16 protein-coding genes are annotated in these 17,064 nt (G+C 60.0%); 5 read left to right on the forward strand and 11 right to left on the reverse strand.

Features of this window, described 5'->3' with window-relative positions:
* Positions 1 to 50: 50 nt before the first annotated feature.
* The 7 genes from glpG to VF684_RS17375 form a co-directional block, all read right to left on the reverse strand.
* The gene (glpG, locus tag VF684_RS17345) at positions 51 to 884 is read right to left on the reverse strand and encodes a rhomboid family intramembrane serine protease GlpG (protein WP_005342430.1); all 834 of its coding nucleotides are present in this window, start codon (positions 882 to 884) and stop codon (positions 51 to 53) included.
* Positions 881 to 1,204, reverse strand: a complete 324-nt coding sequence (gene glpE, locus VF684_RS17350) for a thiosulfate sulfurtransferase GlpE (RefSeq protein WP_201948262.1) — start codon at positions 1,202 to 1,204, stop codon at positions 881 to 883. Before glpE ends, glpG begins: the two co-directional genes overlap by 4 nt.
* A gap of 122 nt (positions 1,205 to 1,326) precedes the next feature.
* A complete protein-coding gene (locus tag VF684_RS17355; protein ID WP_005339433.1) occupies positions 1,327 to 2,028 on the reverse strand; it encodes an ABC transporter ATP-binding protein in 702 nt (233 codons plus the stop codon).
* 10 nt (positions 2,029 to 2,038) lie between these two features.
* Positions 2,039 to 2,812: a high-affinity branched-chain amino acid ABC transporter ATP-binding protein LivG gene (gene livG / locus VF684_RS17360; protein WP_005339435.1), complete on the reverse strand. Its 774-nt coding sequence runs from the start codon at positions 2,810 to 2,812 to the stop codon at positions 2,039 to 2,041.
* On the reverse strand, positions 2,809 to 4,077 hold the full coding sequence (locus VF684_RS17365; RefSeq protein ID WP_043825923.1) for a high-affinity branched-chain amino acid ABC transporter permease LivM: 1,269 nt from the start codon (positions 4,075 to 4,077) through the stop codon (positions 2,809 to 2,811). The genes livG and VF684_RS17365 overlap by 4 nt, the downstream gene beginning before the upstream one ends.
* Positions 4,077 to 5,003, reverse strand: coding sequence for a high-affinity branched-chain amino acid ABC transporter permease LivH (livH, locus tag VF684_RS17370; protein ID WP_005339439.1), 927 nt, complete (start codon positions 5,001 to 5,003; stop codon positions 4,077 to 4,079). Before livH ends, VF684_RS17365 begins: the two co-directional genes overlap by 1 nt.
* Positions 5,004 to 5,069: 66 nt before the next feature.
* The gene (locus VF684_RS17375) at positions 5,070 to 6,191 is read right to left on the reverse strand and encodes a branched-chain amino acid ABC transporter substrate-binding protein (RefSeq protein WP_162516125.1); all 1,122 of its coding nucleotides are present in this window, start codon (positions 6,189 to 6,191) and stop codon (positions 5,070 to 5,072) included.
* 434 nt (positions 6,192 to 6,625) lie between these two features.
* Here VF684_RS17375 and VF684_RS17380 point away from each other — a divergent pair, with 434 nt between their 5' ends.
* Together VF684_RS17380 and VF684_RS17385 are read left to right on the forward strand one after the other, a co-directional pair.
* Positions 6,626 to 7,630, forward strand: coding sequence for a substrate-binding domain-containing protein (locus VF684_RS17380; RefSeq protein WP_005342437.1), 1,005 nt, complete (start codon positions 6,626 to 6,628; stop codon positions 7,628 to 7,630).
* A 251-nt stretch (positions 7,631 to 7,881) separates the two neighbouring features.
* Positions 7,882 to 10,146, forward strand: a complete 2,265-nt coding sequence (locus tag VF684_RS17385; RefSeq protein WP_139440688.1) for a methyl-accepting chemotaxis protein — start codon at positions 7,882 to 7,884, stop codon at positions 10,144 to 10,146.
* A 73-nt stretch (positions 10,147 to 10,219) separates the two neighbouring features.
* Here the strand turns inward: VF684_RS17385 and VF684_RS17390 are convergent, their stop codons facing one another.
* Positions 10,220 to 10,714 (reverse strand): DM13 domain-containing protein, encoded by a 495-nt coding sequence (locus tag VF684_RS17390; protein WP_040069868.1) that lies wholly within the window; start codon positions 10,712 to 10,714, stop codon positions 10,220 to 10,222.
* 126 nt (positions 10,715 to 10,840) lie between these two features.
* Complete coding sequence (locus VF684_RS17395; protein ID WP_139440701.1) at positions 10,841 to 11,218, reverse strand: CesT family type III secretion system chaperone; 378 nt, start codon at positions 11,216 to 11,218, stop codon at positions 10,841 to 10,843.
* Between the two features lie 198 nt (positions 11,219 to 11,416).
* On the opposite strand from VF684_RS17395, the gene VF684_RS17400 reads away from it, so the two are divergent.
* The gene (locus tag VF684_RS17400) at positions 11,417 to 12,955 is read left to right on the forward strand and encodes an ADP-ribosyltransferase (protein WP_139440687.1); all 1,539 of its coding nucleotides are present in this window, start codon (positions 11,417 to 11,419) and stop codon (positions 12,953 to 12,955) included.
* Between the two features lie 117 nt (positions 12,956 to 13,072).
* Here VF684_RS17400 and VF684_RS17405 read toward each other — a convergent pair whose 3' ends face one another.
* Positions 13,073 to 13,837, reverse strand: coding sequence for an EAL domain-containing protein (locus tag VF684_RS17405; protein ID WP_201998799.1), 765 nt, complete (start codon positions 13,835 to 13,837; stop codon positions 13,073 to 13,075).
* 334 nt (positions 13,838 to 14,171) lie between these two features.
* Between VF684_RS17405 and VF684_RS17410 the strand changes: the two genes are divergently transcribed.
* Both VF684_RS17410 and VF684_RS17415 read left to right on the forward strand, forming a co-directional pair.
* A complete protein-coding gene (locus VF684_RS17410) occupies positions 14,172 to 14,456 on the forward strand; it encodes a hypothetical protein (protein ID WP_201998797.1) in 285 nt (94 codons plus the stop codon).
* A complete protein-coding gene (locus VF684_RS17415; protein WP_201998795.1) occupies positions 14,440 to 14,922 on the forward strand; it encodes a hypothetical protein in 483 nt (160 codons plus the stop codon). The genes VF684_RS17410 and VF684_RS17415 overlap by 17 nt, the downstream gene beginning before the upstream one ends.
* A 66-nt stretch (positions 14,923 to 14,988) precedes the next feature.
* Here VF684_RS17415 and glyS read toward each other — a convergent pair whose 3' ends face one another.
* Positions 14,989 to 17,058 (reverse strand): glycine--tRNA ligase subunit beta, encoded by a 2,070-nt coding sequence (glyS, locus tag VF684_RS17420; RefSeq protein WP_201998793.1) that lies wholly within the window; start codon positions 17,056 to 17,058, stop codon positions 14,989 to 14,991.
* Positions 17,059 to 17,064: the final 6 nt, after the last annotated feature.

A 17,064-nucleotide genomic window follows, 5' to 3' on the forward strand; every position in this document is an offset into this window, starting at 1 on the left:
AAAACGCCGCCCTTCGGGGCGGCGTTCTCGTTTCTGCGGCTGCTGAAAAATCAGCCCGGCTGGTGGTTGCGATCCAGCCAGCCTTGCAGCAGGCCGACCAGCAGGCCGGTCAGGTGGGCGATGTTGGCGGTGCTGGTGCCGAGCATGTCAAAGAAGCCGAGCACCATCCAGAACAGCATAAAGCCCATCAGCGCCGGTGGCAGAGTGAGGCCGCAGGCCGGTTGCAGCTTGCTGCGTAGCCAGCAGTAGCCGAGCAGGGCATAGACCACGCCGGAGAGACCGCCAAACAGCGGGCCGCTGGCAAAGAACTCGGCGATATTGGGCAGGGCGGCGCCCACCAGCAGCAGGATCAGCAGCTTGCCGCTGCCGAGGCGCTGCTCGATCTGGCCGCCGAGATACCACCACCACAGCAAGTTGAACACCAGATGGAGCACCGAGAAGTGGATCAGGGCGGGGGTGAAATAACGCCACGCCTGCCAGTCGGTGAACTGGGCCAGCGTCGGGTGGAATGCCAGTTCATCGTAGATGGGCAGGCCGATGGCCTCGATCCCGTAGATGGCGAGACAAGCGATGATGACCACCAGCGTCAGTGGCCCCGCCTGATGGAGGAAATCGGTGATGGGGTCCGTCATCCCCTTGCTGTAGTCGATGCGGGCATCGGCGCGGCCGGATTGCCAGGAGGCCTCCATGTAGCGCGGGTGGCCCGGCTCGGCCAGAAAGCGCTTCACCTCCAGCTGGGCCTGAGCGAGGCGTTGCTCGTCCGCCAGCCAGATGGTGACCCCTAGCTCGGACTGGGTCAGCTCGCAGGAGATGCCCAGGGTCGCCAGATAGTCTACCAGCGCCTGTGCCATGCGGGCGTTGTCGAGCACCAGCAGCTGGATCATGCCTCGCCTGCCTCGATGGGAAACTCCCGGCGCCACGCCTCGAAGCCGCCATCCAGACTGTAGACCTCGTCATAACCCTGTTGCAGCAGGTATTGGGCCGCCCCCTGACTGCTGTTGCCGTGATAGCACATCACGATGACCGGGGTATCGAAATCCACTTCATTCATAAAGCGCACCAGCGTGCCGTTGGTAAGGTGGAAGGCGCCGACCGCGTGGGCCGCTTCAAAGGATTGCGGGTCGCGAATATCCACCAAACGGGCTTCACCCGAGCTCAGTTTCTGGTAGGCATCATGGGCATTGATATGGGCAAACTGGTCCATCGGGATGTCCTGCGAATAGGTTGATTACGGGCCAGTGTACCGCAAGCTTGGGCGCAAACTAACCCCACAAAAGATAAGGGAGCCAGCGGCTCCCTTGTTGATATGGCATGCGGGGCAGTGGGTTAACCGCCCAGATAGGCCTGCCGCACTGCCGGGTTGGCCAGCAGGGCGGCACCGGTGTCTTGCAGCACCACGTGGCCGTTCTCCAGCACATAGCCGCGGTCGGCCAGCTTGAGCGCCTGGTTGGCGTTCTGCTCCACCAGAAAGATGGTCATCCCCTTCTGCCGCAACTGCTCTATGGTGTCGAAGATCTGCTGGATGACGATGGGGGCCAGCCCCAGCGAGGGTTCATCCAGCAGCAGCAGGCGCGGTTTGCTCATCAGGGCACGGCCGATGGCCAGCATCTGCTGCTCGCCGCCGGACATGGTGCCTGCCCGCTGTTCCAGCCGTTCGTGCAGGCGCGGAAACAGGGTGAACACCTGATCCAGCAGGCCATGCTGCTCGGCCTTGTCGACGAAGAAGGCGCCCATCAGCAGGTTCTCCTCCACCGTCAGGCGGGCGAAGATACGGCGCCCCTCCGGCACCACGGCGATATCCTTGCGCATGATGCGGGCGGTGGTGAGGGAGCTGATCTGTTCCCCCTCAAACCAGATGGAGCCGCTGCTGGGCTTGGGCTCGCCGCAGAGTGTCATCAGCAGGGTGGTCTTGCCGGCGCCGTTGGCACCGATCAGGGTGACGATTTCCCCCTCTTTCACCTCGACGCTGACATCGTGCAGCGCCTGAATTTTGCCGTAGTGGGTCGATACGTTGCGAAGTTCTAACATCATTTTGTCCTTACGACTCGCCCAGATAGGCCTTGATCACTGCCGGGTTGTTGCGGATTTCATCCGGCTTGCCGTGGGCCAGCGGGGTGCCCTGGCTGACCACGAAGATGCGGTTGGAGATGCCCATCACCAGTTTCATATCGTGCTCGATCAGCAGCACCGAGACCCCGAACTCGTCCCGCAGGCTCATGATCAGCTCGTCCAGCTCGTCGGTCTCCTTCGGGTTGAGGCCGGCGGCCGGTTCGTCCAGCATCAGCAGCTCGGGACGGGTCGCCATGCAGCGGGCGATCTCGAGGCGGCGCTGCTGACCGTAGGCCAGATTACCGGCGGCGCGGTTGGCAAGATCCTTGAGGCCTACTTTATCCAGCCAGAAGGCGGCCCGCTCCAGCCCCTCCTGCTCCGCCCGGCGGAAGGCCGGGGTCTTGAACAGACCGGCGATAAAACTGGTGTTGAGGTGCTGGTGCTGGGCAACCAGCAGGTTCTCCACCGCCGTCATCTCCTTGAACAGCCGCACGTGCTGGAAGGTACGCACAATCCCCTTGCGGGCGATGAGGTGGCCGGGCAGCCCCTGGATCTCCTCACCCTTGTAGCGGATGGTGCCGCCGCTCGGACAGTAGAAACCGGTCAGGCAGTTGAAGATGGTGGTCTTGCCCGCGCCGTTGGGGCCGATGATGGAGATCACCTCGCCCTTGTCGATATCCAGCTTGACCCCGTTGACGGCCAGCAGGCCGCCAAAGCGCATCGACAGATCAGAGACTTCCATTAACTTCTGATGTGTACTCATTTCTTCAACTCCAGATGCGGACGGGTCATCGGCAGCAATCCCTGTGGCCGCCAGATCATCATGAACACCATCAAGAGGCCGAACATCAGCATGCGGTACTCGTTGAATTCGCGGGCCAGCTCCGGCAGCACCGTCATCACGATGGCAGCCAGCACCACCCCGATCTGGGAGCCCATGCCACCCAGCACCACAATCGCCAGCACGATGGCCGACTCGATAAAGACGAAGGATTCCGGGCTGATAAAGCCCTGCCGGGAGGCAAAGAAACTCCCCGCGAAGCCTGCGAAGGTGGCGCCGATGGTGAAGGCGGTCAGCTTGATGATGGTGGGGTTGAGCCCCAGCGATTTGCAGGCGATCTCATCTTCCCGCAGCGCTTCCCAGGCGCGGCCAAGGGGCATGCGCAGCAGACGGTTGATGACAAACAGGGTCACCACCACCAACACCAGCGCCATCAGGTAGAGGAAGATCACCTTGTGGTTGGCGTTGTAGGTAATGCCGAAGAAGTTGTGGAAGGTATCAAAGCCCCCATCCTTGACGGTGCGGTTGAATTCCAGCCCCCCCAGCGTTGGCTTGGGGATGCCGGATATGCCGTTCGGGCCGCCGGTCAGGGTGGTCATGTTGTTGAGCAGGATGCGGATGATCTCGCCAAAACCCAGAGTGACGATGGCCAGATAGTCCCCCCGCAGCCGCAGCACCGGGAAACCGAGCAGGAAGCCGAAGGTGGCGGCCATCAGCCCGGCGATGGGCAGGCACTCCCAGAAGCTCAGCCCGAAGTAGGTGTTGAGCAGGGCATAGCTGTAGGCACCGACCGCGTAGAAGCCGACATAGCCGAGATCGAGCAGACCGGCGAGGCCGACCACCACGTTCAGCCCCAGCCCCAGCATGATGTAAATCAGGGTGAGGGTGGCGAGATCGATGGCGCCGCGAGAGGCCATAAAGGGCCAGCTCACCGCGAACAGCAGCACCAGCACGGCGGTGAGGTTATAGAGCTTGGGCGCCTCTTCCGGGCTCGGCAGCACCAGCTTGGTGAAGCCGACCGAGAAGCCGCTGATGGAGGCCTGAAACAGCTTGGCGATCTGGCCGCGCAGCATCTGGAACCAGAAAACAATGGTGGCTCCCCCCAGCAGCCAGGCCAGCGACACATCGAGGCGGCTCACTACCTGCAGGCTGGAGCCATCGGTCTCCAGTTTGAAGCCGAGCAGCCAGAAGGAGAGCACCAGCAACACCAGGCTGGCGATACAGGCGTGGATAAATTGATGTTTCATCACACTTTCTCCACTTCCGGACGACCCAGGATGCCGGTCGGCATAAAGAGCAGCACAAAAATGAGCAGGGCAAACGCCATCACATCTTTGTACTCGGTGCTGAGATAACCGGCGGTGAGCGCTTCAACCACGCCGAGCAGCAGGCCGCCCAGTACGGCGCCCGGAATGCTGCCGATACCGCCCAGCACTGCGGCAGTGAAGGCCTTCAGACCGGCCATAAAGCCTAGGTAGGGGTTGATGACGCCGTAATACATGCCGAGCAGCACCCCGGCGACGGCGGCCAGCGCAGCCCCCAGTACGAAGGTGATGGAGATGACCACGTGGGTGTCGATGCCCAGCAGGTTGGCCATCTTGATATCTTCCGAACAGGCGCGGCAGGCGCGGCCCATGCGGGAGCGGCCGATGAACTGGGTCAGCGCCAGCATGGTGATGAAGGTCACCACGAAAATGATCAGCTGCATATAGGAGAGGCTGGCCTGAAAACCATCCTCCCCCCCCAGGGTCCAGCCACCGGAGATCAGGCTGGGCATGGCGATATCCCGTGAGCCCTGTGCCATTCGCATCATGTTCTGCAGGAAGATCGACATGCCGATGGCGGAGATGAGGGGGATCAGCCGGTTGCCACCGCGCAGTGGCCGGTAGGCGACCCGCTCGATGCTCCAGCCATAGGTGCCGGTGATGATGATACTGACCAGGAAGGCGCCGCCCAGCAGCAAAAAGGTGCTGTCGATGCCCATCATCATGAGCCCCGCCATCACCATAAAAGCGACATAGGAGCCGATCATGTACACCTCGCCGTGGGCGAAGTTGATCATGCCGATGATGCCATAGACCATGGTGTAGCCGATGGCGATCAACGCATAGGTGCTGCCTATGGTTAATCCGTTCAGCAGTTGCTGAACCAGATAGAGGAGGTGTTCGGACATACTGCGTTCCCTGTACTTGCCCGCAAAGAGAGGAGGGAGTGAGCGTACTCACCCCCGATCGGCAGATTATTTGACTTGGCTGGAAGTACCGTCAGCGTGCCACTGGAACACACCGAATTCGAAGCCTTTCAGGTCACCGTTCGGTGCCCAGGTCAGGGGGCCCATCACGGTATCGATCGGCGCAGCCTTGATGGCGGCGGCAACGGCGGCCGGGTCATCTTCACCCGCCTTGGCGATACCGGCAGCCAGGCTCTGCACCGCGGCATAGGTGGTCCAGACGAACGGGCCGGAGGAGTCCTGACCCTTGGCCTTGAACGCAGCGACCAGCGGGGCGTTGGCAGGCACCAGATCGTATTTGTTCGGCAGGGTCACCAGCAGGCCTTCGGAAGCCGGGCCGCCGATGGCGGAGATATCCTTGTTACCCACCCCTTCCGGGCCCATGAACTTGGCTTTCAGCCCCTTCTCGCCAGCCTGACGCAGGATCAGGCCCAGCTCAGGGTGATAGCCGCCGTAGTAGACGAAATCGACGTTCTCTTTCTGTAGCTTGGCGATCAGGGCAGAGAAGTCCTTGTCACCGGCGGTGATCCCTTCATAGGCCACCACCTTCACGCCAGCCTTGTCGAGTGCGGCTTTGACGCTGGAGGCGATACCTTCACCGTACTGCTTCTTGTCGTGGATAACGGCCACGCGCTGGGGTTTGACCTGCTCGATGATGTACTTGGCGGCAGTCGGGCCCTGATCGCTATCCAGGCCGATGGTACGCAGGGTCAGCTGGTAACCGCGCTCGGTGATCTTGGGGTTGGTGGAGGCGGGGGTAACCATCAGGATCCCCTCATCTTCATAGATGTCGGAGGCGGGCAGGGTGTTGTCGGAGCAGAGGTGGCCGACCACGAACTTGACACCGTCATTCACCACCTTGTTCGCGACGGCCACCGCCTGTTTGGGATCGCAGGCATCGTCATAGATGACGGCTTCGATCTGCTTGCCATTGATGCCGCCAGCCTTGTTGATCTGCTCGACCGCCATCTTGCCGCCGGTGAACTGCATGTCCCCGTACTGGGCTACCGGACCGGTGACCGGGCCTGCGATACCGATCTTGATGGTGTCTGCCGCGTGGGCGATGGAGATCGATCCAAACAGAGCCAAAGAAACCGCTGCGCCAACTGTGATTTTGCTCAACTTATGCATTGATTCGTCCCTTAATCAGTGGATTGTTTCATTTCCGTGTGCCATTCCGGATCTACATCCCGTGCATCCGGCTATAGGTATGGTTCTATCATTCCTCACGGGGCAATAACAAGCTGTTAAAGATACTAACCAGAGGGGGTTGGATGGGTGTATTTTGAAATAAATGACCTGTTATTTTCGGCTAATCAGAGCTTAATTTTGATTTGTTGACTTAACATCTTGGTAATGATAGGCGATTCCGACAAACGCCAGAGGATTAATCTGGCGATATTTTACTCTGACAGCGCTCCCATTTTGACCACAATCCATTTGCGCAAACAGAAATGAGCGCCTAAATTAGCCGGCATTGACAATTCCGTGGCAGAGCTCGTTAAAACCAAGCCTTTATTCGGGAAATCTGCTAATGTTCCGCCTTTGACAGTCAGGAGACAGAGATGGCCACTATCAAGGATGTCGCCTCGCGCGCAGGCGTATCCATCTCCACCGTCTCACATGTGCTCAACCACACTCGGCGGGTCAGCGAAGACGCGACCCAGAAAGTGATTGAGGCGGTGGCAGAACTCAACTACGCGCCCAACTCGGTAGCGCGCAGTCTTAAAATAAATTCGACCAAGACCATTGGTATGCTGGTGACCACCAGCGTAAACCCCTTCTTCGCAGAAGTGGTGCAAGGGGTTGAAGCGTACTGCTTCGAACAGGGCTACAGCCTGATCCTCTGCAACACCGAAAACCAGCCGCCTCGCCAACAGCATTACCTGAGAATGCTGATGGAAAAACGGGTGGATGGACTGCTGGTATTGGGTACCGATATCGACACCCCGTTGCGTGACATGCTGCGCATCCACAAGAACGTGCCGCAGGTGGTACTGGATTGGGGCACGGAGTGCGATTTCGCCAACGTCATCAACGACAACGCCCGCATCGGCGCCCGCATGGCCGTTCGCCATCTGCTGGAGCTGGGGCACCGCGACATCGTCTGCATCACTGGCCAGCTCTCCAAGCCGACCACCCAGCAGCGACTGGACGGGGTGCGTGATGCGCTGGGCGAGCACGGTCTGACCCTCAAAGATGAACAGATCTTTGAAGGGGACTACGAGAGCCAGAGCGGCTTCGATGCCATGCAGCGCATCCTGGCCCTGCAGCCTCGTCCGACCGCGGTCTTTGCCTTCGACGATCCCATGGCGATCGGCGCGATTTGCGCTGCCTGGGAAGCGGGAGTCAAGGTGCCGGACGATATCTCCATCATCGGCTACGACGATGTGGAGATGGCGCGCTTCTCCAGCCCGCCGCTGACCACCATCCGCCACCCGAAGGCCGAACTGGGCCAGCTGGCGGTGAAGCATCTGGTCAGCCGGATCCGCAACAAGGAGCTGGAAGTGGAATCGATGACGGTACAGCCCGAGTTGATCGTCCGTCGCTCGGTCAAACCGCTGCGTTAATCCGCACCCGTTGCCAAAACGAAAAACCCCCTCTGTCACGAGGGGGTTTTTGTTTATGGGCGGTATACTTTCAACCTGTGGCTCGCAGTGCCGATCTCGGCCTTGTGAGTGAATATTCCCCCCGTTTGACCTACCTCGCATTTTGCCTGTTAATCGTTTGATCAATATCAACAAAGGGTTAAGTTCTGATGGACTCCCGACTTAACCGTTCCATCCTGTAGGTTGGGTATGACTGTCAAGGATGGTGTCTTATGTTCCCCCCTCGCAAGCTGGGTCACCAGATCACGCTGCTGGCAATCGGCGGCATCGTATTGCTCGCCGTGGTGCTGCTTACCTTTAATCTGTTTGAAAATCGCCAGCGGGCGCTCGCGGCCGAGCAGGCTGCACTGCGGAGCCAGCTCCAGAACGTGGAAGCTGTGATCAAAAATACCAGCCATGAAACCGTGCTGGCGGCGACCCTGATCGCCCAGCGGCCGGATGCAGCCAAGGCGGTGGCCGACAAGGATTGGCAGACCCTCGCCAATCTGTTTGATCCGCTCTGGCCCGCTATCAAGGCGCAGGGGATCCAGCAGTTTCACTTTCACATTCCCCCGGCTACTTCCCTTTATCGGGTACACAAGCCCGCAAATCATAGCGACGACCTCTCTACTACACGGTTGGCAGTGGTCGAGGTGAACCGCAATCATCAACCGGTCGGCGGGTTGGAGACCGGTCAGGGCGGCACCGGGATCCGCGGCGTAGTGCCGGTCACTTTCAATGGTCAGTCGGTCGGCTCGGTGGAGTTTGGCCGCGCCCTCGACACCTCGCTGTTTGCCGATCTGCTGGGCAAGGGCAGTCGCCTTGCCATCTATCTGTTTGAACAGGGTAAACCCGTTATGCTGACTGGTACCTCCATGCTTGGTGAGTCGGTGGACTGGTATCAGGAGGTATTGGCGGGAGAGAGCCGCTTCACCACCATCAAGCAGCAGGGGAGCGATTTTCTGGTGATGGCGGCACCGTTGCGCGACTTCTCCGGCAAGACGGTCGGGGTGATCGAGTTGGCGCGTGATCACAGTGAGGTTGCAGCCGCACTGCTACGCCAGAGCTGGCAGATGGTAATGATCGCACTACTTGGCACCGCTCTGATTGCGGTGGCGCTGGTGCTGCTGCTGGCGCGTCTTAGCCGTCCGCTGCTCGACAGTGTCAAGGCGCTGGAGGCGCTGGCCAATGGCTCCGGCGATCTCGGCAGCAAGCTGCCGGTGGCGGGGCCGGAGGAGATCCGCCGCCTCGGGTCGGCGTTCAATGGCTTTGTTGCCAAGATCCGCGACACCATCAGCCAGCTCACCGCCACTCTGGGCGAACTGGCTGGCGAGAGTGAGCGGTTGTCGCGCAGTGCGGCAGGCAACCTTGGCAGCATGACGCGCCAGCAGGAGCAGACCACCCAGCTCGCCACCGCCATGACCGAGATGACCAGCACGGTACACGAGGTGGCCAACAACACGGCACAGGCGGCCGAAGCGGCCAACGAAGCGGACAATCAGGCGGTCACCGGTGATGAGGTGGTGCAGCAGAGCGTCAACATGATCGAACAGCTGGCGGAGGAGATCGCCAGCGCGGGCAACACGGTGAAAGAGGTCGCCAAGGCCAGCGAGCAGATTGGCTCTGTGCTGGCTGTGATCCAGTCCATCGCCGAGCAGACCAACCTGCTGGCCCTCAACGCCGCCATCGAGGCGGCCCGGGCCGGGGAACAGGGGCGCGGTTTTGCGGTGGTGGCCGACGAGGTGCGCTCGCTGGCCGGGCGCACCCAGCACTCCACCGCCGAGATCCGCGGCACCATCGAGCAGTTGCAACGGGCGGTGGGCACCACGGTGACCATGATCGAACACAGCGTCTCGCGGGCGGGGGAGTCGGTGGAGCGGGCCAATCAGGCGGGAGAAGCTCTCGGCCGGATCAAGGGGGCGGTCAACAGCATTCGCGACATGAACACCCAGATCGCCGCGGCCTCGGAGGAGCAATCCTCGGTGAGCGACGAGATCACCCGCAATATCGTCAGCGTCCACGAGATCTCCCAGGCCACCACGCTGGTGGCGCGGGATACCGCCCATATCGCCAGCCATGTGGCGACCCTGGTGGACAAGCTGGGGGATCTGGCCGGGCAGTTCCAGGATGGTTCCAACGTGCGGATGGTGCTGAGTCGCGCCCGCGCCGCTCATATGGGCTGGAAGACCCGTGTCCGAGCCTATCTGGATGGGCAGGAGGGGTTGTCGCGCAGCGAGGCGGTCAGTGACAAGGAGTGCCGCCTTGGCCACTGGTACTTCAGCGAAGGGCAGGCATGCTGCGGCGATCAACCCGCCTTCAGGGCGATGGCCGCCCCGCACGCCAGACTGCATCAGGTGATCCAGCAGATTATCGAGCTGAAAAATCAGCACAAGCATGAAGAGGCGGAGGCGCTCTACCGTGAGATCGAGCAGAACTCAGAGCAGGTAGTGGGCTGCATCGATCAGCTGCTGCGGGAGATGACCAAGCCGGAGCGTTAATGACGAAGGGGCGGATAGCCCAAGGGCTGACAGCGATGTCAGCCCTTTTGCATGGTGCGGGTCTGGGGTGAGGTTACTGCTCCGGACGCAGATCCTGATAACGGGCGGCGGTGATGAACTGGCCGAAGGTTTCACACCAGACGATCACGCTGCTGTAGCGGGCCGGATCGATCGTGGCGGGCAGCGGCACGATAAAGTTGTCGAAGGTCTTCACCGGCCCGACTCGCACCATCTGATCCTTGAGGCGGGCAAAATCGGCTTCGGTCTCGACAAACTCGGGGGAGAGGTAGAGCTGGTAGTCCGGCCCGGGGGCCAGCTTGCCCATCAGGCTGACGGCATCCGGCCCTATGCTCACCTTGCCTTCCCCCCAGTGCAGCCGATCGCTGTCTTTCAGATCCCGGCGAAAAGTGCCGTGGAATCTCGCCTGTTGCTGGCTGGCCGCGACCTGCTCGGTATCAGGTGCGGGTGGCGCGATCAGGATCGGCAGGGTGTAGACACCGGCGGCAAAGCCTGCCGCCGCGACCAGCAGATGGGTGCCCAGCAGCAGGGCCATGGTTTTGCGTTTCATGATGTCTCGGTCGTTGATGAATTGATGGCAAAACCATACCAGTCCGGGGGCCCGCTGCCCAGTTTGCTCAGGCCAGAGGTGTAGTTACCCCTCTATGGTGACGTGGGTTGTGGTCACGCCAATGGCTCAAGGCCGGATGGTGCCGTCCTGGCCTTTGTTTATCTCGCTGGCGGCGTGTACCAGTTGCTCCAGCTGGTGGTGGATCTGGGTGCGATCCAGCTGTTGCAAGGGCTGGCGATTCCACAGTACCGGTGTCAGGCTCTCGGTATCGAAACCCAGTACCGGCTTGCACGGGTCCTGACTGAACAGGTTCTGGGCGGCCGCCTGAGCGCTGGTGGCCGCGTCGAGGCGGGTAAACATCAGCAGATAGTCGGCCGGGTGTTCGGTCAAGTGACAGGTCAGTTCGCCGATCTGCAGGCTGGTGACGCTCTCCTCCTGTTGCGGCGCAGGCAGGGAGAGGGAGAGAAACAGCTGGTGGATGGCGGCGTGATAAAGAGAGTTCATTGATGGCTCCAGATTGATGATGGCGCCATTAGAGCAGGTCACCGCCAACGGCACTGTTAATGGTGGCTCTCTTTTTTTAGCTTTTCGGTCAGCGAGATAGTACGCCGCGCTCAGTACAAAAATCGCGACCAATCCCGATAGTCCCTGTTGATGGCCTCTCCTAGACTGGCGGCGAAACATCACAAGAAGACAATCATCATGCAGATTCAAGCAAACACCGTCGGCACACAGGCCGTCGCTCACCACAGTGATGCAACCACAGGGGTTGGCCGGATGGGCCAGCTGGAGGCGCGTCAGGTCGCTACCGGGCAAGATGCGATCTTGCTGGGCAACCGCAGCGAACCGCAAAAAGGGCAGGGGCTGCTCTCGCGATTGGGGCCCCAACTGGCCCGTCCGTTCGTGGCCATCAAAGAGTGGATCGGCAACCTGCTGGGGAGCGGCAAGAGTGCCGCAGCGCCGAAGGCGCAAACCGCCACTTCCCCCGAGGATCTTCAGCGTCTGATGAAGCAGGCTGCATTTGGTAGCTCGCTGGGTGGCTTTGCCAAGGCGGACGTGTTGAACAACATCGCCGCCGAACAACTGGGCAAGGAGCACGCCACTCTGGCGACCGGCAACGGCCCACTGCGCTCGCTCTGCACCGCGTTGCAGGCCGTTGTCATCGGCTCCGAGCAGCCGCAACTCCGTGAGTTGGCTGCCGGGCTGCTGGCCCGCCCCATCGCCGGTATCCCGCTCCAGCAGTGGGGCACTGTGGGGGGCAAGGTGACCGAGCTGCTCGCCAGCGCCACCCCCGAACTGCTGCAGGAGGCGATGAGCCAGCTGCACACCGCGATGGGTGAAGTGACCGACCTGCAGCGGGCCGTCAAGGCTGAAATCGCTGGCGAACCGGCGCAAAGCGCGACCACCACTGCGGATGCGACGTCCGCCCAAAGCGGTGAGAGCAAAGGGGCTGCCCGCGAACAGGTCGCCATGGCGCGGCAGACCCCGGCCACCGGCTACAAGTTGGCGCTGGATCTTATCAGCTATCAGGCCAGCTACCTGCTGCGGGATCAAACCTCGACCGAGGTGACCCTGAGCAGCAGCGATCTCAATGCCCTGCATCAACACATTGCCGATGGCTCCATCAACAGTTCCCACATGGCCAAGTTGCAGACCCGCGGCGATCTGCAAACCCTGCGCACTCTGGCGCTCTCGCTGGCCAGCGGCAGTGATGCCAAGGGCTCTTCTCTTGGTCATGCCCTCGACAGTCTCGCCTCGGCGCGCCCCAACCAGCGGTTGGTGCTGGGCGGCCTGATGCAGTTTGCCGGTCAGACCGAGCAGGCGTGGGTGGACCATACCGCGCTCAAGCCGCGAGAGGAACGGCTAGATGCCGGGGCGCGATTGCGCTTTGACACCGGCCATATGCAGGCGGAGCTGGGGCGTCTCGGCGACAGCGAGGCACGGCAGGTGCTGCAACAGCTGGAAGGGGCTTTTGGTGATCGGGCCAGGGCTATCTGCGACTTCGCGGTGGCTCAGGTCTCCGGCTTTGCCGATAGCGAAAGCAGCCCTGAGGCCGTGCTGGTCTCCCGCCTGACCCGCATGGGCAATCTGGTGGGCAGCCTGACCGATGCGCTCAAGGAGCGGCTGCAACTGCCCGAGTCCGCCCGTGGCGAGCCGACCATGATCGACTCTGCCAGCCAGCTGACGCCGCTCGAACTGGCTGCGCTGGCCCATATCGGCGTCGATGAGAGCTATCTGTAAACCGTCAGCACACAACCCCTCGGGGCAAGGTGATATGACATAAAAACGGACACCCTCGGGTGTCCGTTTTCTTATTAGGGCGGGTATGGGCTGAGGGGTCAGTGCAGAGCGATTTGCTTACAAGCTGGCGAAATCCACCTCGGGCAGTGTTTCAAAGCCGGGGCGGGCAAACAGATAGCCCTGCATCAGGCTGATGCCCATCTCCCGCAGGCAGGCCATCTCTTCGCGGGTCTCGATCCCCTCCGCCAGCGGGGTGATCTGCAGATCGGCAAACAGCGCCAGACAGTGGCGCACTATGGCTTGCCGGGTCGGGTCATGGTCGATGCCGCGCAGCAGGTGCATATCGAGCTTGACGATGTTGGGGTGAAAATCGGCCAGCAGGTTGAGGCCCGAGTAACCGGCGCCAAAGTCATCGATTGCCGTCTTGAAGCCGAGGGCCTGATAGTGATCAACGATACTGCGGAGATGCTGGCTATCCTGCACCTGCTCCACCTCGGTCAGCTCGAACATGATCTGCTCGATGGGAAAGAGATGCTCGCGGGCCGCCTGCAGGGTGGTGCGGATGCAGCGCTCCGGGCGGTAGACCGCATTGGGCAGAAAGTTGATGCTCAGCATTCCCCGCATCTCGAGCCGGGCGGCCAGCGCGATGGCCTTGATCCGGCACAGCTGATCGAAGCGGTAGCGGTTGCCATCGTTGACCCGGGCAATCACGCTCTGCGCGGGTTCGTTGTTGAGCCCCCGCACCAGCGCCTCGTAGCCGAAGATGGTGCGCTGGCTGCAATCGACGATGGGCTGAAAGGCCATGGTGAAGTCGAAGTCGAGATCGGCTTTCTCCTGACACAGCTGGCAGATGGCGGGGGATGGGGCGGCAGGTATATCCATGACTTTCCTCTTGGGCGTGGCGGCCTGGGCACTGTCTCAAATGATAACAGCTCATTACCCCCCCCTGTAGGTTCGATTAGCGCAGCGTAATCGAACGATCGAGAGGCTTTGATTGCGGTTGTTGCCGTCAAACAGTGGCGGCCAGCCGGAGGGGGGAATTCGGCTGGCCGTTATGGCGAGAGAATCCATTTACGCGAACGTCCGATTACGCTTCGCTAATCGAACCTACGAGTTACAGTCAAAATGGTGAGAGTCCAAGAATCTTTAATCTTGCCTTCCGTCCTTTGATAAGGCTAATGTCAAAGGCAATTTCAACAGCTGATGGGGTGGTGTTTTGGATATTAATGAACTTATGAAGCAGGCTCGTTCTTTAGAGCATCAACTATTTATAAAGTATCGTTTGGACGAGCACCCTACAAAAGATGAAATAAGTAAGTGGTATGGTAAAACAAATGATTACATTGTATCTGGCTTAGATATCGAAAATGCAGGGAAACTGGCTGCATTAGATTGCTTTAAAGTAAATGAAAGTATTGTTAGAAAATCACAAGTTGACACGATTGAGGCTTTGCTTGCTATGGTGAAAAAAATGGTGGATGAGGATGATGTTGAGCAGTGACAATTGGGTTGATATTTTAATTGCATTATTTTCTTTTTTTGCTGGATTTGCGGTGAAAACTGTATTTATGACAAAAAAAGAGAGAGAAGATATTAAATGTGAAAAGCAAGATCGATCAAATCGCCTGGAATCAGAGGTTATAGAGGCAGGGAACGAATATACCAATGCACTGTCTGACCTTACGCAGTCAGGTGATTTTAATACTTTTATGATAATTAATAATGCTGGAGAACGATATTTTAATGCACTTAATGCTTTAGCATGCGCAATAGTGTCAGACACGATTGATGAGAAAAGTGCTATAAACTCACATATTCACAAGTTAAGAAGTGCATACACAAAGATAATTCCAGAGCATTATATTGTGTTAAGGGGTTTAGCTAATAAATGCAACATACCATATAAGGCTATATTTAAAGCAGAGAATTACAGGAGCATTCGAGTTGCGATTAATAAATACAAATGAATTTTCTTTTTATGAAAAAAACGGCGCCTTAACGGCGCCGTTTTTATATCACTCACTCAACCAAAATCACTGCAACAGCGAGATATCCGCGACTTGCAGGAACAGGTTGCGCAGGTTGTTCAGCAGCGCCAGACGGTTGGCCTTGAGGGCTTCGTCATCGGCCATCACCATGACTTCGTTGAAGAAGGTGTCGACCGGCTCGCGCAGGGCGGCCAGACGGGTGAGGGCAGCCTGATAGTCACCGGCGGCGAACAGCGGGGCCAGTTCGGCTTGCAGTTCGGCAACCTGGGTGGCCAGCGCCTTCTCGGCGGCATCGACCAGCAGTTCCGGTTTGACGGCAGTCGGCAGTTCGCCTTCGACCTTGGCCAGAATGTTGCTCACGCGCTTGTTGGCGGCAGCCAGTGCCAGTGCGGCATCCAGGGTGCGGAAGTGGCTGACGGCCTTGACGCGACGATCGAAGTCGAGCGGACGGGTCGGGCGGCGGGCCAGTACGGCCAGCACTACGTCGGCACCGATGCCTTCGTCCTGATAGGCGGCGCGGAAGCGGCCCAGCATAAAGTCGACCACGTCGGTAACGACGGTTTTGTTGGTCAGCTTGTCGCCGTAGACGCGTACCGCTTCTTCAACCAGTTCAACCAGATCCAGATCCAGCTGCTTCTCGGTCATGATGCGCAGGGCACCGATGGCGGCGCGACGCAGGGCGAACGGGTCCTTGTCACCCTTCGGCAGCATGCCGATGCCGAAGATACCGGCCAGGGTGTCGAACTTGTCGGCCAGCGCGACGGCGCAGGCAACCAGACCGGACGGCAGGGCATCACCGGCAAAGCGCGGCATGTACTGCTCGTTGAGGGCCACGGCAACTGCTTCGTCTTCGCCATCGTGACGGGCGTAGTGCATCCCCATGACACCCTGGGTGTCGGTGAACTCGCCGACCATGTTGGTCATCAGGTCACACTTGGAGAGCAGACCGGCACGCTTGGCCTGAGCCACATCGGCGCCGATACGCTCGGCGATAAAGCCGGCGACGGTCTCGATACGCTCGACCTTGGCCTTGACGGTGCCCAGCTGTTGCTGGAACAGCACGGTTTCAAGGCGCGGCAGGCGAGAGGCCAGGGTCTGCTTGAGGTCGGTCTTGAAGAAGAACTCGGCGTCAGAGAGACGGGGGCGAACCACCTTTTCGTTGCCGCTGATGATCTGGCTCGGGTCTTTGGACTCGATGTTGGTGACGAAGATAAACTTCGGCAGCAGCTTGCCGTTCTTGTCGTAGACCGGGAAGTACTTCTGGTCACCCTTCATGGTGTGCACCAGCGCTTCAGCCGGAACGGCCAGGAACTTCTCTTCGAAGTTGGCGGTCAGCACCACAGGCCACTCGACCAGTGCGGTCACTTCTTCCAGCAGGGCGTCGTCCAGATCGGCCACGCCACCGAAGGCGGCAGCGGCCGCTTCGACGTCAGCCTTGATCTTGGCCTTGCGCGCCATAAAGTCGGCAATCACCATGCCGCGCTCCTGCAGGATCTGCGGGTACTGGCTGGCGTTGTCGATGGTGAACTCGCTCTCGCCCATAAAGCGGTGACCGCGGATGGTGCGGGCAGAGTTGATACCCAGAATGTGGGCGGGAACCAGCTCGCCATCCAGCAGCAGGGTCACGGTGAAGACCGGACGCACGAACTGGATGGTCTTGTCGCCCCAGCGCATCATTTTCGGGATCGGCAGCTTGGCCAGTGCGGAGGCGACCAGTTCGCCCAGCAATTCTTTGGCCGGACGCCCTTCAACCTTGGCGGTGTGAACCAGCCACTCGCCCTTGTCGGTGACCAGACGCTCGGCCTGCTCAACGGTGATGCCGTTGCCACGGGCCCAGCCTTCAGCAGCCTTGGTCGGCTTGCCTTCGGCATCGAACGCCTGCGCTACGGCCGGGCCGCGCTTCTCGACGCTCTTGCTCGGCTGTTCGCCAGCCAGCTCGCTTACCTTCAGCGCCAGACGGCGCGGTGAGGCAAACCACTCGACGTCGCCGAAGGCCAGATCGGCCTTGGTCAGTTCGGCTTTGAAGTTGTCGGCAAAGGCTTCGGCCAGGGAGCGCAGGGCTTTGGGCGGCAGCTCAGCAGTACCGATCTCTACCAGAAATGTATGTTGTGCCATGTCCGT

This window comes from Aeromonas sp. Lyrl_2 (assembly GCF_051948815.1).
GTDB lineage: Bacteria > Pseudomonadota > Gammaproteobacteria > Enterobacterales > Aeromonadaceae > Aeromonas > Aeromonas veronii.

Coding starts and splice junctions, on each gene's coding strand:
- glyS (WP_201998793.1), bottom strand. CDS start 17,058: ATGGCACAACATACATTTCTGGTAGAGATCGGTACTGCTGAGCTGCCG.
- glpG (WP_005342430.1), bottom strand. CDS start 884: ATGATCCAGCTGCTGGTGCTCGACAACGCCCGCATGGCACAGGCGCTG.
- VF684_RS17390 (WP_040069868.1), bottom strand. CDS start 10,714: ATGAAACGCAAAACCATGGCCCTGCTGCTGGGCACCCATCTGCTGGTC.
- VF684_RS17400 (WP_139440687.1), top strand. CDS start 11,417: ATGCAGATTCAAGCAAACACCGTCGGCACACAGGCCGTCGCTCACCAC.
- livH (WP_005339439.1), bottom strand. CDS start 5,003: ATGTCCGAACACCTCCTCTATCTGGTTCAGCAACTGCTGAACGGATTA.
- VF684_RS17385 (WP_139440688.1), top strand. CDS start 7,882: ATGTTCCCCCCTCGCAAGCTGGGTCACCAGATCACGCTGCTGGCAATC.
- VF684_RS17365 (WP_043825923.1), bottom strand. CDS start 4,077: ATGAAACATCAATTTATCCACGCCTGTATCGCCAGCCTGGTGTTGCTG.
- glpE (WP_201948262.1), bottom strand. CDS start 1,204: ATGGACCAGTTTGCCCATATCAATGCCCATGATGCCTACCAGAAACTG.
- VF684_RS17380 (WP_005342437.1), top strand. CDS start 6,626: ATGGCCACTATCAAGGATGTCGCCTCGCGCGCAGGCGTATCCATCTCC.
- VF684_RS17375 (WP_162516125.1), bottom strand. CDS start 6,191: ATGCATAAGTTGAGCAAAATCACAGTTGGCGCAGCGGTTTCTTTGGCT.
- VF684_RS17415 (WP_201998795.1), top strand. CDS start 14,440: ATGATGTTGAGCAGTGACAATTGGGTTGATATTTTAATTGCATTATTT.
- VF684_RS17355 (WP_005339433.1), bottom strand. CDS start 2,028: ATGTTAGAACTTCGCAACGTATCGACCCACTACGGCAAAATTCAGGCG.
- VF684_RS17405 (WP_201998799.1), bottom strand. CDS start 13,837: ATGGATATACCTGCCGCCCCATCCCCCGCCATCTGCCAGCTGTGTCAG.
- VF684_RS17395 (WP_139440701.1), bottom strand. CDS start 11,218: ATGAACTCTCTTTATCACGCCGCCATCCACCAGCTGTTTCTCTCCCTC.
- livG (WP_005339435.1), bottom strand. CDS start 2,812: ATGAGTACACATCAGAAGTTAATGGAAGTCTCTGATCTGTCGATGCGC.